Consider the following 23146-nt stretch of genomic DNA (forward strand, 5'->3'; position numbering starts at 1 on the left):
CACCACCCACGCCAAGATCCGCTGCGTCGGCGAGCAGGCCATGGCCACGCTGAAGGGCTGGCGCCTGCTCCGGAAACTCCGCTGCAGCACCAACCCCGCATCACCGACATCGTGAAGGCTTTTCTCGTTCTTCACCACGCATCAGCGTGAAGTTGGAAACGGCTCACCGCCTTACGCGGTCGGTTCTCCCCAGGCGCTCCCCAGGGCGGCTTGATTCTCCCCAGATTCTCCCCGGCCGGCACTGCTTCGGCAGGAGCGCAGCCCCTGGTCAAGGCTGGTTCTCGGCTCGGAGAAGCGGCTACGCACAGTGTCAAGTGAGGTGCCGGTTGGTGAGACGAAGGCGGTCTGGCCGGCGAGGAGGCGGGCTGACCGGGCCGCGTAGTCCTCGGCGGCCCAGCCGATCCGGCGGAACAGTACGGCGGACAGCTCCGGTTCGCGGATGAGTGGCGCCGATGCCCGGGGTGGGTCAGAGCGGGCTTCTTCTACGGACGGGCAGGATGCTCAGGGCCATGACGGTGCCGTCCTCGTGGAACGAGATCGGCCCGTTCCACTTCCTGGCTTCTTCGGCGCTGGGCAGGGTGGAGCGGAGTTCGTAGGCTGCCTGCCGGTATTCCTCCACACGCCCTTCGCTGATCAGCCCGTACAGTCTCGCGTCCATTCCGGAGAATGCCTCGATGCGTACGGTCTCCATGCGGAAGACGTGGTCGGTGCCCACGAATTTCCTGCCGGCGACCGTGATCTCGGCGTCGTGCGAGCTGGACGTGGCGGCGAAGGTGGGCACGTCGTAGTGCTCGCGGCCTTGGTGTTTGGTGAGGTACTGGGCTGTCTTCCGGCCGCCACCGGCGAAGGCGGTCAGCCCGGCGGCCCCGGTGCGGGCCAGGAGCTGGCCGAACCAGGGGAGGTCGTCCTCGCCGACCTGGAAGCCGTCGACGTTCCGTGCGCGCCGGCCTTCGCGGGCCGGTATGCGGATGGCGTCGGGATAGGGGATGCCCGACTTGCCGGTGATCTCCTCGTCGGCGTTCCCGGGCGTTCCCGGTATACGGAGAGGGAGCAGGGCTTCGCCGGGGGACTGCAGGGTGTTGATGACGATCCCGCCCTGGCCCATGAGCTCAGTGGACAGCATCAGGCACGGGGCCGAGTTCCACTCGCCGATCTGCATGCCCTCGGCCAGCTCCGATCCCTTGACCAGCTGCTGGATCGTGGTGCTGCGGGTGCGGCCGGACCGCTTGGACGGCTTCTGGTGGTTGCCCCGGCAGACCACGAACGTGACCTTCGACGGCTCTCCCGGTTTCCACGCCTCGATGAGGAAGTCGGGCCGGGGCCGTGAGCCCTTGTCCCGCTGGGCGCCGCCCAGAGCCCAGCCGGCCCGCAGGATCGTGCTCGTGTCCACAGCCGAGACGATGTGATCCGGATACCGCTCCCGCACGATGTGCTCCGCGGCGGCGAGACCGAAGCCGACGGCCAGTTCCCGGGCCTGCATGGACTTGTACCAGCGTTCGGCGGTGCGCCCCTTGTCGATGAGGTCCATGGCTCCGGCGCGGTTGCCGTACAGCGCCTCGCAGTACTTCAGGCTCAGCCAGTGCTCCGCGAGCCCCCGCCCCATGCCCTGGCCGGCCAGTACGTACCCGCGGGCGACGGCGTGCAGCACCTGCCAGGGGGGGCAGGTCAAGGGAGTTGTCGATGTCGGTCTTGGCAACGGGACGCACGTCGGGCTTCCTTCGAACCACCTCCTGGCCCTTCCCCCTGCGCTTTGCGTCGATGGCCGCTGCCGCGGAGTCGACATGGGCGACGAGATCGGCGGTAGACCTGACGTGAACGGTCTGCCGACGGCTGAGTGCGTTCAGGATCTGACGAGCGGTTCTTGCCATGAATCCCCCGTGGTGTCCGCGTGCGCCTGGCCGACCGGGACGGTAGTTCGGCGTGCAGGGGCGTATACAAGTACGCATGGCGCATCACCGTGCGGAACCAGCCACACGGAACGCAGGGCGGAGCTTCCAGCGGTGTGGTGGTGAAGGGGACGGAGGATCGACTGCGGATCCGCTGGCTGCATGCTGAATTTTCCAGCTACTGAACTTGATTGGGTGATGTCGGGGATGTTTGCCTGACGCCGGCCTGTCGGCTGCGGTAGCTGTGGGGCTGTGAGGTACGCGCAGGGCGGCGGGTTGACCGACGCCGAGAGGGCCGCGCGGGAGCGGATCCGGCTGCAGGCGGTGGAACGCTTCGAGGGCGGGGAGAAGAACCGGGAGATCGCTGCCGCGTTGCGGGTGAGCGAGCGGTTGGTGGAGCGGTGGCGCCGGGCCTGGCGCGAGCGCGGAGAGGCCGGGATCCTGTCGAAGGGATCGCCCGGACGTCCCAGGCTCAGCTCGGTTCAGATTGCGAGACTGGAGCGGGAGTTGGAGCGTGGACCACTCGTCCACGGTTGGGCCGATCAGCGGTGGACGCTGGCGCGAGTCAAGACGCTGATCGGTCGGCTGTTCCACGTTTCGTACACGGTGGAAGGCACGTGGCGGCTGCTGAAGCGGCATGGCTGGTCGTGGCAGCAGCCCACCCGCCGGGCGATCGAGCGCGACGATGCGGCGGTTGAGCTGTGGAAGAAGGAGGTCTGGCCGCGGGTAAGAGCTGTGCGGCGGCGTGTAACGGCTGGATCCCCTTCGAGGATGAGGCCGGCCAGTCGATGACGCCGCCGCGCTCTCGAACCTGGGGACAGATCGGCCGAACCCCGGTCGTCCGGGTTCGCGGCCGGGGCTCCGGACGGGTGTCGATGGCGGGTATGACCTGCTACAAGCCGGGCGAGCGGTCCCGGCTGATCTACGCCATCCGCGAGTACCGAGGGCGCAAGGGCGAGCCGAAGGGCTTCGGCTGGCGGGACCTCCGCGACCTCTTGGTGCGTGCCCGCATCCAGCTCGGCGGACCGATCGTGCTGGTCTGGGACAACGTCCGCCTCCACCTGACCGCTGGGATGCGGGAGTTTATCGCCGCGAATGCCGCGTGGCTCACAGTGTTCCAGCTGCCCACCTACGCGCCGGACCTGAACCCGCAGGAGGGCATCTGGTCGCTGGTCAAGCGCGACATCGGCAACCTTGCCGCAGCCGACCTGGGCCAGATCACCAGGGCCGTGAAGCACAGGCTCAAGCAGATCCAGTACCGCCCGGACTTCGTCGACAGCTGCCTTGCGGGCACCGGCCTCATCACGGACGACTGAGCGGCGCCGCGCTGCAGAATCGTCAGTCGCCGTAGTACCGGTCGTAGGAGGCGGAGCGCTCCTCCACTGAGAAGCCCTCGAATTCACCGTCAGCCTCGAGCTCGCGCAGTCGATCCAGCGCCGCCGCCGCAGCAGGTGCACGGTTGGCCGAGAGGTGGGCCTTCGTCGCGTCGAGCCCGTGCCCAAGCAGGAATTCGATGTCGATCGAGCACGCTGCGTCGAAGCTGGCTCGCTTCGCACTCCAGATCAGGAGCACGTCGTCGAGGTCGCCGCTGTTGAACAGCTGGAAGCAGCAGAGCCTCATCAGCTCAGTGTCGCCCGCGCCCTGGGCGCGTCGCTCACGCACCGTGTGCTCTCTGAGGAGTGCGCGGACCTCGTCGAGGTCCGCGCCGACGGGGCGAAGCCCGTAGCGGCGCCAGCATTCCTTGACATCCATCGCTGGTCTCCTTGATCGTCCGGCCCGGCCCGTGACCTATCGGCCCCGCCCATCGCCGTTCGGTCGGACGACGGCCTCTCAGCCGGTCACAGTATGCACACCGAGGGCCAGCCCATGTGGGTCGGCGGTCACCGGCGCAGGTGACCGGGCCCACACCACCCGACATCACCCAATCAAGTTGAGTAGTGACATACCGCGAGGCTGGGTTTGGAACCAGGCGGTCTTGTGTCAGGGGACCAGTAGCCTCGTCACACGGTGCGATCGACTGACCAGTCGCCGGTGTGTGTCGGCTCGACGGTGACCAGTGGTGCAGCCGGCGGCCGGCTTCAGTGCCGCGGGCCCGGCCCCCGTCGAGGTGAGGGGGGCCGGGCGCGGGAAACTGCTTGAGGTCACGCCGCGCCGCGTCACGGACAGCTGATCTCGGATCAGCGGCCCTGTTCGACCTCCTGCCCCGTCAGGAGCCTGTACTCAACGGATGGAAAATCGGGTTCGGAATCATCCGGCGAGGTGATGCTGCCGAGCCAACCGAGGAGGAACGCTGCCGGCACGGAGAACAGGCCTGGAGTCTGGAACGGGAACCAGTCGAAACTTGCCTGCGGCCACAGCGCATAGTCCGTGCCTGAGACGCTGGGCGAGAAGAACATGAGTGTGGTGCAGAGCAACAGTCCACCGTAGACAGACCACAGGAGCCCCTTGCGGTTGAACCTGCGCCAGAAGAAGGAGTAGACCAGTGGAGGGAAGACGCACGACGCTGCGACGCTCATCGAGAACGTGACCAGGAAGTCGACCGGGTAACGATGGGTGGCGGCGGACAGCGACAGACCCACAGCGCACAGGACGACAACGGTCAGACGGAGCGCCAGCACTTCTCCGGTGTCGGTACGGGGACGCTTGCGCCGCCCGAACACGTCGTGGACGAAGGAGACGGCGGCGGCGAAGGTCACACTGGTCGTGGTCGACAGGACGGCCAGGAAGGCGACACACGCCATGACGGTGATGAGCGCGACGCGCCCCGCCGAGCCGTCACCGAGCACGCCCGAGGCCAGCAGGATCGGGGCGGACTGTCCATTGGTGTCGACCGCGCCGATGACCCTGCTGCCCACCACGGCCGCTGCGGCGAAACCCGTCGTGATCAGGAGCAGGGCGAACACACCGACCAGCCCCACGGCGATGCTCATGGACCGTCGCGCCGCGCGCCCGCTGCGGGACGCGCTGACGCGCAGGAGCAGGTGAGGCGCCACGGCCGTACCGAGGATCACGACCATGTGGTCGCCGAACGCGTTGAGCGGTCCGAGCCCCGCTGTGTACGGCCACAGCCCCGGGCTCATGTACGCATCCGGCGCCACGCTGTTGTCCACCGCGGCGGCCAGCAGGCGTCCGGGGTCCCAAGCGAAACGATGGAGGGCCAGCAAGGTGAGCACCGCCAGCGTCACCAGCGTGACGGGCACCTTGACGACGTGCAGGAGGCTGGTGCCTCGCAGATCGGCCACCGCGGCGAAGCAAGCGACGAGGCAGCCCATCAGTACCGTGCACGCCACCTGGGCCTCGTCGGTTGATATGCCGATCACGAGCGCTGTGCTGATGCCGGCCGCGTGCAGTTGGATCAGGAGAAGAGGGATCGCGATGGTCATCGTCACGATGGTCGCGGCGATTCGGGGTGCCGTTCCTGATGCGCGCAGGGAGAAGAGGCTGCCGAGGGTGTACCGGCCGCTGTTGCGTACCTTTTGAGAAATGAGCAGCGTGACGCCGAGGGTGATCAGGATGTCGATGGCATACCCGAACCCGTCGTAGCCGAACAGAGTGATGGCCCCGGGAATCGCCAGCAGGGTGACGACCGAGATCTGCTCGCCCGCCATGGCGAATCCGTTGAAGACCGGGGAGAGGGACCGATCGGCGATGTAGAGCTTTTCCGGGTGGTCCTCCTGTGTGACGAGGTGGAAGATCCACAGAAGAGAAAGACCGATGAAGACCAGAAAGGCGATGATCACCGGAGCTCTGGCATCGGAACCGATCGGGTCGACCTCGCCCGAGCTCAAGATGTGCAGGGTCACCTGCTTCACCGCCAGGAGCGGTCGACGGAGGAAGCGTCCGACGTCCCGGCCTGGGGCAGGGCGGATGTCAGAGACCGCTCGATGGGATCGCACAGACGCGTCGACTGACGCTCGTGCCACCAGGTGGAGGCGACGAACAGGCCACCTTGCAGGACGCCCCACAGCACGCCCATCGTGAGCTGCCCGTACACGCGCGCCGAGGGAAGACCCGTGAAGGGGAACAGGACGATGCCGGTGGCGAGGGGTACCGCATTGACGACAAGGAATCTGCGTTGGGTGCGATGCACGACTACGCGGAGACTTTCACCGCGGTACGACCGAGGGGCACCTCCTGAAGCGTGGGGCGTCGGTGGGCGACCGGGTGGCGCCGGGAGGAAGTGAGAGCGCATGGAACCTTCCTGAGTTACCATCAGATTTTGCAGTGCTGATTACGGACGAACCCCGTCCTCTCACGGTCGCGTTTCTCGGCGACCGGCATGGCTCTCCGCCGCGCCCCGAGGCCACGGGGTGCGGCGGAGCTCCTGCTTGAGGGCCGCCCTTCGTCACCGGGCCCGGTCAGTTCACCGGGGCCGCGCCGCGTCGGGCGTTCCGCCGGCTTCCGTTGATCAGGTCGTTGAACCGGTCGACGGCCCAGATGGTCCGCAACCCTGGAGCACCCATCATCATGGGGCGTCCGAACTTGGGCTTCTTCACCCAGAGAGCCTTCAGGTCCTCGTGCTGTTCGCCGTCCACGATGTGGTCGGCGATGAGCGAGCCGAGGTACGGCGCCTGGGCCAGGCCGTGGCCATTGCAGGCAACCGAGTAGAAGACGTTGTCGTCGATGTTGCCGGCGAGCGGAAGCCACGACGTCGTGATCCCGATCCATCCGCCCCAGGCTCGAGAGGCTGCGACGTCGGCCAGCGCGGGGAAGCGGGTTTCGAAGCCGCGTGCGAGGTCGGCGACGACCGCCTCGTCCGGCTGCCTCAGGGGAAGCGGGTAGCTCTTCCCCCGTTGGATCCGACGGACGCCGAACACGATCGTGTTGCGGGAGGTGAGCCGGTAGTTCTCCATGAAGTTGTGCTGGGTGACCACCCCCGACCGGCTGGTCCACCCGAGCGCGGCCAGGCGCGCGGGGTCGATGGGCTCGGTCTCCACCTCGGTGACCCAGATGGGCACGGACAGGCGCTTCGGAGTGATCGACAGCTCGCCGCCGAATGCGTTCGTGGCGAGCACGAGCTTGTTCGCGCGCACCTCACCGCCGGGTGTCCTGACGGCGATGCGACCGCCGTCCCGCGTGATGTCGGTGACCCTGGTCCGTTCGAAGACCCGGGCGCTCGACGAGAGGACGGCGCGACGGATGCCCAGGCTGAACTTGCCGGGGTTCATCATCCCGCCGACGGACTCGCGAAAACCGCCGAGGAATCCGCGGGGGATGCCCAGCTCCGCACTCGTACCGAGTTCGACCTTCCCGCCGGCCTTCTGCAGGATCTTGGTCACGCGACGCACGCGACCCATCTGCCCACGGGAAACCGCGGCGCAGACGTTGCCGGTGGCCTCGTAGTCGCAATCGATGTCCAGCCGTTCGATCAGGCGCTCCACGAAGTGCGCGGAGTTCTCGGCAAACCGGACGATGCCGGGGAACTTCCTGGGGTAGAGGATGTTCAGGAACTGGATGTCGCCGCCCGGGGCACCCGCCAGCTGTCCGGCATTGCGCGAGGCGGAGCCGTGGCCGCAGAACTCGGCCTCTAGCAGCACCACGTCCTGGCCGCGCTCGGCCAGCCGCAGCGCCGTCGACATCCCGGCCAGGCCACCGCCCACGACCACTACTTCACAGGTGACGTCCTCCTCCAGGGCGGACTGGACGTTGCCGGGCGGGTCGACCCATCCGGTGAAGGTGGTGTACTCGACGTTGTCCGTCTTCATCTCACGGTTCCTTGCTTCGTGTTGTACGTTGCAGCGGCTCGGCTTCAGACCAGCCGGCGCTTGAGGATCTTTCCGCTGCCGGTCATCGGCAGGCTCGACACGATCTCGACGACGCGGGGGTACTTGTAGGAGGCCATCTGTTCCTTGCCCCAGGCGACGAGCTCGTCGGCGGTGAGGGCGGCGTCCTTCTCGAGGATCACGAAGGCCTTGATCTCCTCGCCGTGGCTGTCGTGCGGGACGCCGATGACCGCCGCGAGGCTCACCGCGGGATGGGTGTGAAGCACCTCCTCGATCTCGCGGGGGTAGACGTTGAAACCGCCGCGGATGATGAGGTCCTTCGCCCGGTCGACGATGTAGTAGAAGCCGTCCTCGTCGCGTCGCGCGAGGTCCCCGGTGCGGAACCATCCGTCGCGGATCGCCTCGGCCGTCGCCTCCGGGCGGTTGTAGTAGCCCTTCATGACGTTGTGGCCCCTGATCGCGATCTCGCCGACTTCTCCGGCCTCGGTGACCTCCGTCCAGTCCGGTCGGATCAGCTTCAGCTCCACACCCCAGATCGGGACGCCGATCGAGCCCGGTCGGGACTCGAACCGGGGGGCGCTGAACGTGGCGACGGGCGATGTCTCGGACAGCCCGTACCCTTCGAGCACGGTGACACCGAGGCGCTGCTCGACCCGGTTGATGATCTCGACCGGCAGGGCCGCCCCACCGGAGATGCCGATCCGTAGGTTGCCGGCGATCCGACGGACGTCGACGTCGTCGGTGAGGGCGTTGAGCAGCCCCCACCACATGGTCGGGACACCCGCGAAGAACGTGATGTCCTCGCGGCTCATGAGCTCGACCACCTCACGGGCGGCGAAGCGCGGCACGAGGTGCAAGGTCGCCGCGACCGAGAACCCGGCGTGCATCTGCACCGTCGCGCCGAAGGTGTGGAACAGGGGAAGGCACACCACGTGGCTGTCGGCGGCAGGTTCGTTGCGGAACAACCGGTTGCTGGCCAGCACGTTCATCATCGTGTTCGCGTGGGAGAGCTCCGCTCCCTTGGCCTGTCCCGTCGTTCCCGACGTGTAGAGGATGACCGCGGTGTCGGTCGGCTCCCTGACCACCGACTCGAACACGGTGCTCATACCGGCGAGTGCCTGACCGAGCGTCTCCGTACCGGCGATCGGGCTGGGAGATTCCTGGTCGGCGGTGATGACGAAGAAGTGCTCGACCGTCTTCGCCTCGAGGTAGCCGGCATGACCCTCTGCGGCCATGGCGAGCTCCGGGGTTCCTTCGAAGCAGAAATACGCCGAGACGTCCGCGTCGCCCAGGTGGTAGGCGATCTCGCGGCCCTTGAGCAGCACGTTGAGCGGGACCACGACGGCACCTGCCTTGAGCACGCCGTAGTAGACGATGGGGAAGGAGGGCAGATTGGGGCAGCTGAGGGCGACCTTGTCACCGGGGCGGATGCCCCGGGACACCAGCAGGTTGGCGACCTGGTTCGCCGCCGCGTCGACCTGGCGGTAGGTCAGCCGGGTCGGGCCGAGCACGAGCGCGTCCCGGTCCGGGAACGTGCGGGCGGAGTCTTCGAGGAGGATCGAGAGGTTCAGCAAGGTGGTTCTCCAGCGGCTCTGGTTTGGTCATCGGGCGATCTCGACGGCTGAGTCGAAGACGTCAGCCGCCAGCCGCTGCGTCGTTCACCCGTGTCCCGAACACGACAGCGGCGCGATTCACAGCGGAAGGTCCGGCGAGTCGACCCCGACCACCCGGTCACCGCAGAACACGCGCACCGACTCGGCGGGGCCGTGACCGCCGATGCCGGACGGTCCCCAGAAGCTCTGCGCGGAATCGTCGCCGAGGTCGGCGAGCTTGGCGCCGTTGACCCGCACCTCGCCGGACAGCACGCGCGAGCCGACCTCGATCGCGCGTTCCGTGTCGCCGCCGAACACATAGGCGTCGAGTCCCGACGGGTGGGCGTTCGCGATGCGCAGCGCCTCCTCGTCGGAATCGACGGCGTGCAGGGACACCACGGGACCGAACAGCTCCGCAGTGGCTTTCGCCGGGTCGGCCCCGGCGGCGACGGTCGGCGAGAGGAAGAACCCGTCGAGCTCGGGCAGCCGGGCCGGCTGGTGGACGCTCGCCCCCAGGGCGCGCAGTCCTTCGATCCGGCTCTCCAGCGTCGCGAAGTGCGGTGCGTTCGAGATCGGACCGAGCTCGGCGCTCTCGTCGAGCGAATGACCGATCACGATCTTGGAGATGCGCTCGGTCAGCGCTTCGAGCAGCGGCCCCACCAGGCTGCTGTGGGCGAGCACCTTGCCCGGCCCCTCACACCACTGGCCGTTCAGCTTGGTCATGCCCTCGAAGATTCCGTCGGCGGCGACCTCGACGTCGGCGTCGTCGAGGACGAGCGCGGGGTTATTGCCGCCGAGCTCCAATTGCAGGACCTTGAAGTCCTCCGCGGCGGCCCGGGCGATCGCCCGGCCGGCGGCCGGACCACCGGTGAACGACAGGACCTTGATGCGCGGGTCACCGGTCAGTGCGGCACCCACGTCGCCCCGGCCGTGTACGAGCTGCAGCGCGCCGCTGGGCAGCCCGGCTTCCACGAAGCACTCGACGACGATCTGCGCGCTGCCCGGGGCGTGCTCCGACGGCTTCAGGATCACCGGGCAGCCCGCCGCGACCGCGCTCACGACCTTCGCCGCGGGAATGAAGCTCGGGCCGTTCCACGGCGTGAGGATCGCGGCCGGCCCCCACGGGACCTTGTACAGGCGGACATCGCGACCGTCCGCCGCCAGAGCGCGTACCCGCGGGATGTTCAGCAGGTCCGCTGCCGTCGCCCGTATCCTGGCGGGCAGAAACGCCGCCACCTTCCGGGTGACGCCGATCGGCACACCGCTGGTCAGGGCATCCGTACGGGCGATGTCCTCGACGCGGGTCTCGATGAGCGCGGCGACGCGTTCGAGCACGTCGGCGCGCTCCTGGCGGGCATCGTCGTCCCACCGGCCGACGCTGTACACGCGTTCGGCGTGCTGCAGCGCCCGCTCGATGTCCTCGGATCCGGTCGTGACCGTGCGGTGCACCGGTTCCCGGGTGTTGGGGTCGACGTTCCATTCGCCCTGGATCGTCTCGCAGCCGCTCCAGGCGTCCGCGATGTAGTTCACCGGCTGGGGAATCGTCGTCTCGCCGCTCGACATGTGAGTCACCTCTGCATCCGTTGTTGGTCAGGCCTTGAGGTCGACGACGACGCGCGTCACGTCACCGCTGCGCATTGCCTTGAAGCCCTCGTTGATCTCGCCGAACGGGATGACCTGCGTGACCATCTCGTCGAGCAACAGCCGCCCCTGCTGGTAGAGGCGCGCGAGCTGGACGATGTCCTGACGCACCTGACCCGATCCCATGTACGAGCCGATGAGGCGCTTCTCGCCGAAGAAGAAGTCCGACGCGGGCACCTTGAGCTCGGTGCCCTCCGGGGCGATGCCCACCAGGCACGCGGTGCCGGTCTCCCGCACCACCGAGAGCGCCGTGGCCGCGGTGCGCGCCGAGCCGACGGCCTCGAACGAGTAGTCGACCCCGTCCCCCAGCAGCTTCCGGACCTCCGCGGCGACGTCCTCGGCGCCCCCGTTCACGACGTGCGTCGCACCGTAGCCGCGCGCGGCCTCGAGCCGCGCCTCGTCCAGGTCGATCGCGACGACGGCGGAAGCCCCCGCCAGTCTGGCTCCCTGGATGATGGCCGACCCGACGCCGCCGCAGCCGATCACCGCCACCGTGCTTCCCGGACGCACCCGGGCACCGCGGAAGACGGCGCCGACGCCGGTGATGACACAGCACGCCAGGAGACACCCCACGTGCAGCGGCACCGCGTCGTCCAGCTTCACCAGCGCGTTCTCCCGCATGAGGGTGTGCCGCGAGAACGCGCCGACGTCGCCGAGCCGCTCGACCGGCTTGCCGTCCGCCAGTTGGAACGCGGGACGCGGGCGCTGACGGACCTCCGCCACGCGCCGACACTGCGTCGACCGGCCGGCCTCACAGTTGACGCACCGGCCGCACGACGGCGTCAGCGCCCCGACCACGCGGTCGCCGACACGCAGTCCGGTCACCGCGGAGCCGGTCGCCTCGACCACACCGGCCACCTCGTGACCCACCACCACCGGTAGGTCGGTCGGCACCGTGCCGGTCATGTAGTGCAGGTCGCTGTGGCACAGGCCCACGTGAGTGACCGCGACGCGCACCTCGTCGGGCTCGGGATCGTCCACCTGGATCGCGGTCATCTCGAGCGGTTCGTTCACCGCGGTGAGCACCGCGGCCTCTGTGTCGATCACGTCTTCTCCTCAGTTGTTCCTTGCAGAAGGGGCCGCACCGACCCCTGTCCGAGCTACTTGCCGGTGCCCTTCGCGGTCCAGAAGCCTTCGATGCCCGCCCTGAACACGCCGCTCTCCCAGGTCTCCCGCGCGGCGGCGTCCTCACGGGCGAAGGCCTGCTCGATCTCGTCGAGCCGCGGCCGCAGGAGCGCGAGGTGGAGCGCCGTCGTGTTGTTCTCCGGCGTCCACTCGACGACCAGGTCGACCGCGCGGTCGACCAGTTCGCCGGGCGCGACGATCTCGTCCAGGAGGCCGATCCGCAGGGCCTCCTCGGCGCCGATCCGCGGCGAGCCGAGGACCATGCGCATCGCGTGGTTCCGGACGATCCGGGCCAGCAGCAGGCTCGACGCGTTCGAGATCGTGATGCCCCGGCCGTTCTCCGGCTGGTAGTACTCCGCCGCCGGGCTGCCGATCCGTGCGTCGCAGCAGAGGGTGATCTCCGAGGCGCCGCCCACCGCGAGACCGTTCACGGCCGCGATGACGGGGACCCGTGTCTCCACGACGGCGCGGGTGATGTCGTGGAAGGTCTCGAACGCTTCCCGCATCTCCTCGTACGAGGTGGGCGGCGCCTGGAGGTCCTCGCCGGCGGAGAACGCCCGGCCCTCACCCGTGAGCACGATGCCGCGCACGCTCTCGCCGGCCCCGAACTTCCGTATGACGTGGGCGAGTCGCCGTCGCGTGGCGACGTCCATGGCGTTCAGCTTCTCCGAACGGCGCAGGGTCAGCACCGCCACGCCCCGTACGACATCGACGTCGAGGACGTCTGCGGACGAGGCGGCGGGCGCGCCCGCAGGGCCGCGCCGGGCGCCCAGATCGAAGGTGACGCCGGGCTCGGCCGTGGCGCGGGCCTTGAGCGCCGGCTTGGACACGCGCTCGGACGGCGTCCGCGGGAAGTCGGTGACGAACTCGACGTAGCGCGGCACTTTGAAACGGGCGAGCTGCCGGCCGGCCCGGTCGACGAGCCGAGCGGCGGTCGTATGGTCCGCCGGCACCCCGGCGGCGAGTTGGACGAAGGCCTTGACCTCTTCGCCGAAGGTCTCGTCGGGTTCGGCGACGACGGCGGCGGCCACGACCTCCTCGTCACGTTCGAGAGCGGCCTCGACCTCGGCGCTCGCGATGTTCTCGCCGCCGCGACGCACCATGTCCTTGATCCGGCCGACCAGCCGGACGCCCCCGTCCGGCCGGCGGACGACGACGTCGCCGGTGTGCAGCCACCCGTCCCGCAGCACACGGGCGGTGTCCTCCGGACGGTTCCAGTAGCCGAGCATCATCGGCCTGCCCGAGACGATCAGCTCGCCGGGCTCGCCGTCGGGCAGATCGACTCCCTGCGGATCGACGACCCGGACCCGTTTTGTCGGCACCGGAAGCCCCAGGCTCCCGCTCCCCACGGAACTCGCGTCATCGACGGAACCGAACAGGTCGACGCCGGTCTCGGTCATGCCGTAGATCTCCCGCCACGGCGCGCCCCAGCGTTCCTCCAGCTGCGCGTGGATCCCGACCGGGATGCCCGAACAGAGCACCAGGCGCAGCTGGTTGTCCAGGTCGTCGGGGCTCGGCGGTTGCTTGAAGAGCAGCGTCGGCATGGACCCGAGCACGTAGAAGAAGGTGGCGCGGTGGCGGCGGACATCGGCGAAGAAGCCCGACGCGGAGAACCGGGGCAACACGACGAGTGGGGCCCCGATCGTCAGGGCGAGAGCGGTGTTCCACTGCGGATCCATGTAGGAGAACGGCTGCGCGGTGAGCAGGACGTCGTCGGACCCGAGGCCGGTCAGGGCGGCGCAGGTCCAGCCCAGCCGCACCCAGTAGTCGTGGGTGAGCATGCATGCCTTGGGGAAGCCGGTGGTGCCCGACGTGTACTGCAGGTTCGCCAAGGTCTCGGCGGCGGCGGTCACCGCCGGAGCGGTCGCCGGGAACGGCGCGGACCCGTCCGCGGCGACGTCGACGATGCGCAGGTCAGCCAACTCGGCTTCGGCGTCGGTGACTTCCTTCAGGAGACCTGCCCGCTCGTGGTCGGTGAACACGACCCGGGCTCCCGAATCCCGCAGGAGGAAGGTGAGGTCAGCCCGCTTGTACGAGGAGTTGACCGGTACCGCCACAGCGCCGGCCTTCAGCGTGGCCAGCCACACGACCGGCCAGTGCACGATGTTCGGGAGCATGATCGCGACACGGTCGCCGGGCTGGATGCCATCCACCTCGATCAGCCGATGCGCCAGCCTGGAGGTCCAGGCGTCGATCCCGGCAAAGGTCCAGGATTCGTCGCCGAAGCGCAGGAACTCCCGATCGGGTGATCGCTGCGCACGCTCGGCCAGCAACCCGGTCAGCGTCGCGATGGACGGGTCCTCTCCCATCTGCTCGGGCCTGACGGTCGGCTGCGGACGGCGAGAGGCCGCGCCTCCCTCTCGCTGAGGCGTTTCCTTCACGACCACGACTGCTCCCCGGCCCCGGCACGGCTCTGCTCGCGTCGGTTCGGCTCCGCATCGACCGACTCGTTGTGCCTGTGCAGGGCGCGGTAGGCGAAGTAGTAGGTGAACATCTGGAATCCCCAGGTGCTCAGCGCGCCGATGTAGAAGAGGGTGTGCGCCGCGTCGTCACCTGGAATGTGGACGAAGTCGTATGTCCAGGCGATCGCACATCCGGCGGCGGTCGCCAGGATCACGCCGGTGGCCATTCCCTTCGCGTCGATCGACCAGAGCCGCCTCGCGAAGTAGATCAGGAACATCGTGGTCAGAACATTGACCACGATGAGGAAGATGGCGACCCCCACGCCGAGCCGCCCGCTGAAGAACAGCAGGAAGAGTCCGACCGCGGCGGCGAACACGAACGCCCCGACATCCGTCCCCACGGACGGCTTGTACCGGTGCGTCACCTGCATCAGGCCCATGACGAGGATCAGCGTGATGCCGACCGACCGGGAGAACTGGTCGAAGAAGAACGCGACGGTGTACATGGGGCTCTTCTCGTCGGCGCCCACGAGCGCATAGACGAGGAAGTTCGACCCGGAGGTGGCGACGATGATCCATTCGAGGCCGAGAAGATAGTTCTTGAAGTTCCGAATGAATTTCCATCCGAAGGTGAATCCGACGACGATCATCCAGACGTCGGCGAGCAGAAAAAGCAGGTCTCTGAATGCCATTTTTTCCTCGGTTCCTTGATCCTCGTCAGAGCGTGGTGGGCAGGCCGGCGTCGATCGAGGTGTAGTCGTCCCGCTTGAGCAGGTCCGAGGGGTCGGACATCTGGCCGGCGACTTCGGCCCAGCCGAGGTAGTGCTCCGACGACCAGTCGAGGGCTCGCTGGATCTCTTCCGGGAGCTTTCGGATCTGTTCCAGGCTGTACGTGAGGAAGTGGTTCTCCTCCGTGCGCAGGAAGGCGAGGTCCCAGCCCATCGAAAGACCGAATCGGTGACCGTCCGTGGTGGTGTTCTCGCCGCCGCCGTGATAGGTCGATCCGATCCAGATGAGCGCGGAGCCCGCCTTCATCTCGGTGGGGGTCGTCTCCTCGTACCGAGGCGCCCGGTGGTCGTCCCAGAGGTGGGAACCGGGAATCACCAGCGTCCCGCCGTTCTCCGCGGTGAAGTCGCTGACCGCGACCATGATCTGGACCCGAGCTTCGCGCTGGTAGTCCGGATGCCGCCACAGCCAGACGGAATCGTCGCGGTGGAGCGGCTGCGCGCCCTGGCCGGGGCCGATCTTGATGGCCATGGTGGCGCCGATGTGCATCCCCGCGGGAGCCGGCACCGCCTCTTCTCCGAAGAAGACGTTGAGTGGCTTATTGAGGATGAGCTCGGCGACCCGGTGGTACAGCGGGTTCAGCGCCACGGTGACCATGTGCTCGGTCTTCGCGAACAGGCCGCCCGCCCGACGGGTGCGGTTTCCGGCGAACACTTCGTCGTACCCCGTGTCCACCGCGTCGAGCACGGGATCCAGGTCGTTCTTGAGGCCTGCGATCACCGTGTCGTCGAAGAGCCCTTCGACGATCACCCCGCCGTCTCGCAGGATGATCTCGACTGCCTCTTCGGGGGGCGTGCTGGCAGTGATGCGAGCGAGTGCTGGATTCGACATGGTCAATCCTCCAGTCGATGCCGGCGGCATCGGGTCTTCGCGTGGGGATGAGAGTCATGCTGCTTCATCTTGGTCATCCGATCAAGTCATGTGAATAACTGTTTCGGCTTGGGTCTGTGAAGTCAGTCGAGACGGACAAACCGCCTGGTAGCCTGGGTGGCGACTTGATCAAACGTCCAACTCAGACAGGGGGCAGATGTGGCACGCGTACCGGCGGCCGAGCGACGCAACGACCTGGTGAACGCCGCCATCCAAGTGATCGCCAGCCACGGCGTCGACGGTGCGACGACCCGCCGCATCGCCGAGCAGGCGAACGCCCCGCTGGCCACGCTGCACTACTGCTTCCAGACCAAGGAGCTGCTGTTCGCAGCCGTTTTCGAGAGGCTGACGGAGCGGTACCGCGACGTTCTGATCGAGAACGATGTGCACGGCGACCTCGTCGCGACCGCGCGTGCGATCCTCCGCGGACTCCTGAACTGGTATCTCGAGTCCGATTCGGAATTCGCGTCCGCGAGCTTCGAGCTGATCAGCTGGGCGCAACGCCAGGAAGAGCACCCGGCGGTGACCGTGTACAACGAGGCGTTCAACGTCGTGCGGTCGATCCTCGCGAGAGCGGCTGCCGAACAGGACGTCCCGCCCGAGACGATCGACCAGATCGGCTATGTCATCGGGACCCTTTCGGACGGCTTCGTCGTGAACTGGCTGACGTACGCCGACCGTTCCCGAGCCGCCGAGCAGGCGGAGACAGTCCTCGAAGTGTTCGATGCGTGGCTGGCCGCGAAGCTCGCCTGATCAGGAGCCTCGGACGGCCCCTGACCGGACCCGAGCGGCGTCTGCCCGCCGGCCACGCGCGGACGCGCTCGGGTCGGCCTCGTCACAGACGTTTCACGGCTTCCTCGACGATCCACGTCATCGTCGGATCGTCGCTCTCCATCCATTCCGGGTGCCACTGGACTCCCAGAACCGGTGCGTCCGGAAGCTCCACCGCTTCGACCACGCCGTCGACCGTCCGACCCGTGACGAGAAGCCCCTTGCCGCAGCGGTCGACGGCCTGGTGGTGCCACGAGTTGGTGACGGCCCGCGCTCCGAACAGTCCTGCCACGATCGAGCCGACCTCGAAGGTCACGACGTGATCGTCCGTACCGTCGGTGAGCGCGGCCTCCTGCGACAGATGCCGTACCTCGCCGGGCGGAAGGTCGGCGATGAGCGTGCCGCCGAGCGCGACGTTGAGGACCTGCATGCCCCGGCACACGGCGAGCACCGGGATCCCCCGGTCGAGCGCTGCACGTACGAGTGCGAGCTCGTACCTGTCCCGTTCGATGTCGTGGACCATCGGGTCCGCACGCGGGTCGACGTCGCGGACCACGGAGGGATCCCCTCCCCAGCACGCCGGGTGCAGGTCCTGCCCGCCGGTGACGACGACACCGGCCAGCCAATGGCAGACCGCCTCCGGATCCGTCTCGTACGCGAGGTGCACGGGGAGGCCGCCGGCCCGTGCGATCCGGATCGCGTAGTCGGACATGTAGCTGTCGGCGCAGCGCTCGCCGTACCGACGGTCCGCACCCTTGATGAGGTCCAGCCGGATCCGTCGGCCGGTGATGCCGATCAGCGGCCGCACCGCGGTCGGCGTGTCGCCCGTCGCGCTCACGGCAGTTCGAAGTATCGGACGGACTCCCACTCGGAGAGTTCGGCGAACGGATCGCCGCCCGCGGTGTGGAACTGCATCCACTCCCACCGACGCGATCCGACCCAGTAGTCCACGAACTCGGCACCGAGGAGGTCGCGAAGGATCGGGTCCGCCTCAAGGGCGGCGGCGGCCTTCGTGATGGTGTCCGGCAGCCGGGTGATCTCCCCGGGCGGCATGCACCACGCCATCTCGGCGACCGGCTCCGGCGGTTCGATCTTGCGCTCCAGACCCGCGACCACACCGGCCAGCACGCCCGCGAGCGCGAGGTACAGGTTCGCGTCGGCGCCGGGGACCCGGTACTCCAGGCGGGAGTACGACGGGTGCCCGCACACCGCCCGGATCGCGGTGGTCTTGTTGCTGATGCCCCAGGTGGCGGTGACCGGCGGGCCGCTGAGGTCCACCAGGCGTCGGTACGAGGTGATCTGCGGGAGCACGATCGAGGTGTTGCCCTCGATCGTCGCGAGCAGACCGCCGACGGCATGGCGCATCGCCTCCGACGGCCCCTCCTCCGCGTAGAACGCGTTGACGCCGTCGCGCTGGAGGGACAGGTTGATGTGCGAGGCCTGCCCGTAGCCCGCGGTGGGCTTGGCCATGAAGGTGACCGTGTGGCCGAGGTCGAACGCGACCTCGCGCATGATCTGGCGGGTCCGCGCCCAGGCGTCACAGACCGCGACCGGGGCGCCGGGCGCCAGGTTGATCTCGATCTGGCCGGCGGCGTCCTCGTCGCTCCAGGCCTCCCACTCGATCCCCACTGCGGAGAGCCGGTCGGCGACGGCGTTCATGTAACCGGTCCAGTCCTTGGACTTCGCCAGGTGATAAGCCGTACCCGCGCTCCCGCCGAGCGGTGTCAGGTCGCGGTATCCGCGTGCGCGCGCCTCGTGGATGGACTCCTCGAAGACGGTCGCCTCGATCTCGACGGCGACGGTCGCGGTGAAGCCGAGCGAGGCGAGCCGGTCGGTCATCTTCTTCGTCAGGTTGCGCGGACAGATCGGGACCGGCGTGCCGTCCTTCAGCCAGTAGTCGCCGATCACGGCGTCGAGACCCGGCTCCCACTCGACCTGGGTCGACATGTCGGGGCGGAAGTAGACGTCGTCCAGATGCCCGCGCCAGTCGGGATAGGCGAAGCCGAAGGCCGGGGCGTTGCCGAGGTCGAGGCCGAACAGGAGGTCGGCGAAGGCGAACCCGGAGTTCACGCCCGAGGCGAACTTCTTCGGCGCCAGGGTCTTGCCGAGGAACGAGCCGTCGTGGTTCGTCGCCTCGATCCGGACGGCCCGAGTCGTGGCATCGAGGGCGTCAACTCCCGTGACGGGCAGGGTGAGTTCAGACATCGTAACGAACCTTCCAGGATGCGCCGACCATGACCGACAGCTGGGAGAGGGTGCCCTGGATCCCGAGCACACCCGTGGAGAGAACGGCGATAAGGTCGTCGGCTCCGGAGAACACGCCGGCGAGCGTCTCGGGGGCTCCGGCGATGAGGTAATGGGTCGTGCCCTCGCCGAGCACGACCTGCTCCAGGCCGTCGGGGCCTTCGGTGACCGCGATGAGCACGTCCGGAATCCCCGGTACGGAGCGGGCGGCGGTCCAGAAGTGCTCGGCGGCCGTCTGCCAGTCCGGCACCGGTGGCGACAGCGCGAGCAGCGCGTCCGCGGCGAGCTCGGCGTCGCCCGAGGGGGCGCCGACGGGTGCGAACCGGGCGTTCAGGTCGACGGTGATCGTGGCATCGGGTTCGACGAGCACTCCGCTCGAGACCTCGATGACGCCTCCGGCAAAGGCGATCGTCGCCGCCTGCGGCGTCTCGTGGGACCGGATCGCCACCGTGGCGGCCGGCTTCCGCAGCACCTGGAGCGCATGGCCCGCGCGGGCGGAATCCCGCAGAGTGCGGCCGATCAGCCGGACGAGGGGAGTCGCATCGTCCTCGATCCTTACGTCGACCTCTGTGGCCGTCGCTGCGCCGGACACCGCAGGGGCCGTCGTGGTTTCGGTCATCCTCCAGTCCTTTCGACTTCGGGAGATCACGCGCGCCGCGAATCGGCTGCTTCGGATCTCGGATGGACCGTGATCATCATGGTCAATTGACTAGATCAGGTGACTAGGATGGTGAGGTACAGCTCGCCACCTGTCAATGACTTCGGGGAGGCCCCGCAGTGAATGAAGTGAATCCCTCGTACTGGGACCGGCTGGACGCTGATGCGCGGTGCGCGGCGCGGATCATCGCCAGAACCCTCGAGAAGCCCGTACGAGAACTGGGTGTGGAGACGGCGCGGAAGCTCCTGGCGACCCCGCCGTCGGAGCAGCCGATCACCCCTCTCGACCGGGTCGAACGCCTGACCCTGCCGGCCCGCTCCGGCGAGCTCCGCGCACGCCTCTACCACCCGGACGGCACGCCGCCGTCGGCCGGACCGCGCCCGGCGCTGGTCTATCTGCACGGTGGCGGCTTCGTCCTCGGCACCCTCGACGGAGTGGACGAGGTCTGCCGCGCGATCGCCGCCCGATCCGGGTGGGCGGTGTTCTCCCTGGAGTACCGACTCGCGCCGGAGAACCCCTATCCGGCCGCGCTCGACGACTGTCTCGACGCGTTCGCCTGGTTGCGCCGATCGGCTTCCGGGCTCGGCGTCGATCCGCACATGATCGCCGTCGGAGGAGACTCCGCCGGCGGGAACCTTGCTGCCGCGCTGTGCCTCAAGCTCCGAGATCTCGAGCTTGCCCGCCCCGTCTCCCAGGTGCTCGTCTACCCCGCCGTCGACGACGCGTTCGCCACCCCGTCCTGGGTGGAGTTCGCCGACGCGCCCCTGCTGACCAGTGCGGATGCCCGCTGGTTCTGGGAGCAGTACCTCGGCCCGGATCATGGGGGAGCGGTCGATCACTACGCCGCCCCGATGCACGCCGAATCGTTGCGGGACCTCCCGCCGGCGCTGGTCCTCACCGCCGAGGTCGACCCGCTGCGCGACGACGCCGAGGTCTACGCCGAGAGGCTGAGGCGTGACGGAGTGGAGGTCACGGTGACCCGCTGCGCCGGCGTCTTCCACGGCTTCTTCACCGAAGTGGGCTTGTTCGCCAGGACGGACGAGGCGATCTCGCAGGTGGCGCGCCACCTGCGGGGCGTCGCCGGCTCCTGAGTGGGCGCGGCCGGGGCGAACCGACTCGCGTTCGGCTGTTGACGGCACCCGGCCCCATGGCTAGATTCCGTTGGTCATACGACTGAGTCGTTTGACTAAGACCCGCGCTCTGATGCGCCGAGGGGCGAACGGCCCCCGCCGAGGCGAAGCCCTGACGGCCAGATGTCATCCGCATTTCGACTATCCGAAGGCACACGCATGACTGAGACCGCTCCACCCACCGCACCCGTCGTCGACCTCCTCTGTGTCGGTGCGGGATTCTCAGGCCTCTACGCGGCCTACAAGGCCGTCGAGAAGGACTGGACATTCGCAGGATTCGAGCTCGCGCCCGATGTCGGCGGTACCTGGTACTGGAACACGTACCCCGGCGCCCGGTGCGACGTCGAGAGCGTCTACTACTCCTACTCGTTCAGTCAGGAGCTCCTGCAGGAGTGGACGTGGAGCGAGCGCTTCGCCCCGCAGGCCGAGATCCTGAGCTACATCAACCACGTCGCGGACCGCTTCGACCTGCGCAGGCACTTCAGCTTCAACACCAAGGTGACCTCCGCGACCTGGCTCCCGGCCGAGCGGCTCTGGGAGGTGACCCTCGACTCCGGCGAGACCCGGCGGGGCCGCCATCTGCTCGCCGCCTCGGGCGGTCTCTCGACGCCCAAGGACTTCGATGTGCCGGGCCTGGAGAACTTCACCGGGGCCACGGTCTCGACGAGCCGGTGGAACATTCCGCTGAGCGACCTGGCGGGCAAGCGCGTCGCCGTGATCGGCACCGGATCGTCCGCGGTGCAGTGCATTCCGCTCATCGCCGAGGTCGCGGAGCACCTCACCGTCTTCCAGCGCACCCCCAACTACGTGTTCCCCGCCCGGAACGCCCCGCTGTCGGCGGACTACGTCGACGAGATCAAGAGCAACTACACGGCGATCCGTGAGGAGTGCCGCCACTCGCTCGGTGGCATCCCGGACCGCATCCCGGACGCCGCGGCGTTCGACGTCTCCGACGAGGAGCGGCGTGAGCGCTACGAGCGGGCCTATGTGCGCAGCGGATTCAACGGCGTCGGCGGCGAGTTCTCCGATCTGCTGACCGATGCGAGGGCCAACGAGACCGCGGCGGAGTTCGTGCGCGAGAAGATCCGCCAGATCATCCACGACCCGAAGACCGCCGCCGTCCTCGAACCCCGCTTCCACCCGCTCGGCGCCAAGCGCAGCTGTTTCGGCACCGACTACTACGAGACCTTCAACCGCCCCGATGTCTCGGTGGTCTCCCTGCGCGACGAGCCGATCGACACCATGACGAGCGGCAGCATCGTCACGAGGGGCGGCTCCTACGAGGTCGACGCCATCGTGCTGGCGATCGGGTTCGACGCCTTCACCGGTCCGCTGTTCGCGCTGAACGTCTCCACCCCGGAGGCCGGCAGGCTGCAGGACGCGTGGAGCGACGGAGTCCGGACGTACCTGGGCATCATGGCCGCCGGGTTCCCCAACTTCTTCATGATCGCCGGACCGCAGAGCCCCGCGCTCGCGAGCAACGTCGTGGTCACGATCGAGCAGGCCGTCGACTGGATCACCGATCTGATCGGGCACGCCAAGGCCGTGGGGGCCGACGTCGTCGAGCCGACGGCCGAAGCCCAGGAGGACTGGGTGAAGATCACCGAGAACACGGTGAACCAGACGCTCTACGCGGCCGCCGACTCCTGGTACCGGGGTTCGAACGTGGCCGGCAAGCCGACGACCTTCCTCGGTTACGTGGGCGGTGTAGGCAAGTACCGCCGGATGTGTACCGAGCTTGCCAAGCGCGGCTACCCGGGCATCGAGCTCGACGGCGAGGCCGGGGCCCGCCGCCTCGGCCGCATCGACAGGGAGATCGCATGAAGGTCGTGCACCAGCGCTACGTCGCCCACTCCGAGGCGCACTACGCGGGGAACCTGGTCGACGGGGCCTTCGGGCTGAAGCTGTTCGGAGACGCCGGAACGCACCTGGCGATCACCATTGACGGCCACGAGAGCCTGTTCGCCGGGTACGCGTCGGTCGAGTTCCTCGCCCCGGTCCACGGCGGCGATGTCGTGGAAGCAGAGGCGCGCCTGGCGTCGAAGGGAAGGCGCAGCCGGACCGTCGACTTCGAGCTGCGGATCATCTGCAGGTCCGTCGACGACAGCGGCCGGGCCGAGGTACTGGCGGAGCCCATCGTGGCCACTAGGGCGCGAGGGACGGCCGTCGTGCCGACCGACGCCGCAACGACGGCACCGTGACCGTCGACGTCGGTCGGCGCCGCCGGTCCGAGACGCACCACGACACGTAGCCGGTCACGGCGGCGCGAAGCAGTTCACGGCGGTGGGCCCGAAGGTCCACCGCCGCACCAGTAGAGG

Annotated in this window: 20 protein-coding genes and 1 pseudogene; 7 read left to right on the forward strand and 14 right to left on the reverse strand. The window is 68.3% G+C overall.

What is annotated here, in order from left to right; all coding sequences use genetic code 11:
• Positions 1-150: pseudogene (locus tag ACFYX3_RS41275) on the forward strand (IS5/IS1182 family transposase); the annotation flags it as partial.
• A 316-nt stretch (positions 151-466) separates the two neighbouring features.
• Here ACFYX3_RS41275 and ACFYX3_RS41280 read toward each other — a convergent pair.
• Positions 467-1669, reverse strand: a complete 1203-nt coding sequence (locus tag ACFYX3_RS41280; protein WP_389025195.1) for a hypothetical protein — start codon at positions 1667-1669, stop codon at positions 467-469.
• 469 nt (positions 1670-2138) lie between these two features.
• On the opposite strand from ACFYX3_RS41280, the gene ACFYX3_RS41285 reads away from it, so the two are divergent.
• Together ACFYX3_RS41285 and ACFYX3_RS41290 are read left to right on the forward strand one after the other, a co-directional pair.
• A complete protein-coding gene (locus tag ACFYX3_RS41285; protein ID WP_389025197.1) occupies positions 2139-2678 on the forward strand; it encodes a winged helix-turn-helix domain-containing protein in 540 nt (179 codons plus the stop codon).
• Complete coding sequence (locus ACFYX3_RS41290) at positions 2675-3202, forward strand: transposase (RefSeq protein WP_389025199.1); 528 nt, start codon at positions 2675-2677, stop codon at positions 3200-3202. Before ACFYX3_RS41285 ends, ACFYX3_RS41290 begins: the two co-directional genes overlap by 4 nt.
• Before the next feature lie 22 nt (positions 3203-3224).
• Here the strand turns inward: ACFYX3_RS41290 and ACFYX3_RS41295 are convergent, their stop codons facing one another.
• The 10 genes from ACFYX3_RS41295 to ACFYX3_RS41340 form a co-directional block, all read right to left on the reverse strand.
• Complete coding sequence (locus ACFYX3_RS41295; protein WP_389025201.1) at positions 3225-3638, reverse strand: hypothetical protein; 414 nt, start codon at positions 3636-3638, stop codon at positions 3225-3227.
• 425 nt (positions 3639-4063) lie between these two features.
• Positions 4064-5689, reverse strand: coding sequence for a cation acetate symporter (locus tag ACFYX3_RS41300; protein WP_389025203.1), 1626 nt, complete (start codon positions 5687-5689; stop codon positions 4064-4066).
• Positions 5690-5694: 5 nt separating this feature from the next.
• The gene (locus ACFYX3_RS41305; RefSeq protein ID WP_389025205.1) at positions 5695-5976 is read right to left on the reverse strand and encodes a hypothetical protein; all 282 of its coding nucleotides are present in this window, start codon (positions 5974-5976) and stop codon (positions 5695-5697) included.
• Between the two features lie 268 nt (positions 5977-6244).
• Entirely contained in the window at positions 6245-7591 is a 1347-nt protein-coding gene (locus ACFYX3_RS41310) for an NAD(P)/FAD-dependent oxidoreductase (RefSeq protein WP_389025207.1), read from the reverse strand.
• Between the two features lie 44 nt (positions 7592-7635).
• Positions 7636-9183, reverse strand: a complete 1548-nt coding sequence (locus tag ACFYX3_RS41315; RefSeq protein ID WP_389025209.1) for a long-chain fatty acid--CoA ligase — start codon at positions 9181-9183, stop codon at positions 7636-7638.
• Between the two features lie 117 nt (positions 9184-9300).
• The gene (locus ACFYX3_RS41320; RefSeq protein WP_389025211.1) at positions 9301-10764 is read right to left on the reverse strand and encodes an aldehyde dehydrogenase family protein; all 1464 of its coding nucleotides are present in this window, start codon (positions 10762-10764) and stop codon (positions 9301-9303) included.
• Positions 10765-10791: 27 nt separating this feature from the next.
• Entirely contained in the window at positions 10792-11889 is a 1098-nt protein-coding gene (locus tag ACFYX3_RS41325; protein ID WP_389025213.1) for a Zn-dependent alcohol dehydrogenase, read from the reverse strand.
• Positions 11890-11942: 53 nt separating this feature from the next.
• Positions 11943-14276, reverse strand: a complete 2334-nt coding sequence (locus tag ACFYX3_RS41330; protein ID WP_389025216.1) for an AMP-binding protein — start codon at positions 14274-14276, stop codon at positions 11943-11945.
• Positions 14277-14344: 68 nt separating this feature from the next.
• Complete coding sequence (locus tag ACFYX3_RS41335; protein ID WP_389025218.1) at positions 14345-15061, reverse strand: transporter; 717 nt, start codon at positions 15059-15061, stop codon at positions 14345-14347.
• Positions 15062-15086: 25 nt separating this feature from the next.
• Positions 15087-15986, reverse strand: coding sequence for a phytanoyl-CoA dioxygenase family protein (locus tag ACFYX3_RS41340; RefSeq protein ID WP_389025220.1), 900 nt, complete (start codon positions 15984-15986; stop codon positions 15087-15089).
• 198 nt (positions 15987-16184) lie between these two features.
• Between ACFYX3_RS41340 and ACFYX3_RS41345 the strand changes: the two genes are divergently transcribed.
• Positions 16185-16778: a TetR/AcrR family transcriptional regulator gene (locus ACFYX3_RS41345; RefSeq protein ID WP_389025222.1), complete on the forward strand. Its 594-nt coding sequence runs from the start codon at positions 16185-16187 to the stop codon at positions 16776-16778.
• Positions 16779-16860: 82 nt separating this feature from the next.
• Here ACFYX3_RS41345 and ACFYX3_RS41350 read toward each other — a convergent pair whose 3' ends face one another.
• Genes ACFYX3_RS41350 through ACFYX3_RS41360 form a run of 3 tightly spaced genes read right to left on the reverse strand, consistent with a single transcriptional unit; the run spans position 16861 to position 19659 of the window.
• A complete protein-coding gene (locus tag ACFYX3_RS41350) occupies positions 16861-17634 on the reverse strand; it encodes a gamma-glutamyl-gamma-aminobutyrate hydrolase family protein (protein WP_389025224.1) in 774 nt (257 codons plus the stop codon).
• The gene (locus ACFYX3_RS41355) at positions 17631-19001 is read right to left on the reverse strand and encodes a glutamine synthetase family protein (protein WP_389025226.1); all 1371 of its coding nucleotides are present in this window, start codon (positions 18999-19001) and stop codon (positions 17631-17633) included. The genes ACFYX3_RS41350 and ACFYX3_RS41355 overlap by 4 nt, the downstream gene beginning before the upstream one ends.
• Entirely contained in the window at positions 18994-19659 is a 666-nt protein-coding gene (locus ACFYX3_RS41360) for a hypothetical protein (RefSeq protein ID WP_389025228.1), read from the reverse strand. The genes ACFYX3_RS41355 and ACFYX3_RS41360 overlap by 8 nt, the downstream gene beginning before the upstream one ends.
• Before the next feature lie 158 nt (positions 19660-19817).
• Here ACFYX3_RS41360 and ACFYX3_RS41365 point away from each other — a divergent pair, with 158 nt between their 5' ends.
• The 3 genes from ACFYX3_RS41365 to ACFYX3_RS41375 all read left to right on the forward strand — a co-directional run bounded on the left by ACFYX3_RS41365 (position 19818) and on the right by ACFYX3_RS41375 (position 23029).
• On the forward strand, positions 19818-20789 hold the full coding sequence (locus ACFYX3_RS41365) for an alpha/beta hydrolase (RefSeq protein ID WP_389025230.1): 972 nt from the start codon (positions 19818-19820) through the stop codon (positions 20787-20789).
• Between the two features lie 198 nt (positions 20790-20987).
• Positions 20988-22652 (forward strand): flavin-containing monooxygenase, encoded by a 1665-nt coding sequence (locus ACFYX3_RS41370; protein WP_389025232.1) that lies wholly within the window; start codon positions 20988-20990, stop codon positions 22650-22652.
• On the forward strand, positions 22649-23029 hold the full coding sequence (locus ACFYX3_RS41375; protein WP_389025234.1) for a hotdog domain-containing protein: 381 nt from the start codon (positions 22649-22651) through the stop codon (positions 23027-23029). The genes ACFYX3_RS41370 and ACFYX3_RS41375 overlap by 4 nt, the downstream gene beginning before the upstream one ends.
• Positions 23030-23146 lie beyond the last annotated feature (117 nt).

This window comes from Streptomyces sp. NPDC002463, assembly GCF_042889835.1.
GTDB classification, from domain to species: domain Bacteria; phylum Actinomycetota; class Actinomycetes; order Streptomycetales; family Streptomycetaceae; genus Streptomyces; species Streptomyces nymphaeiformis.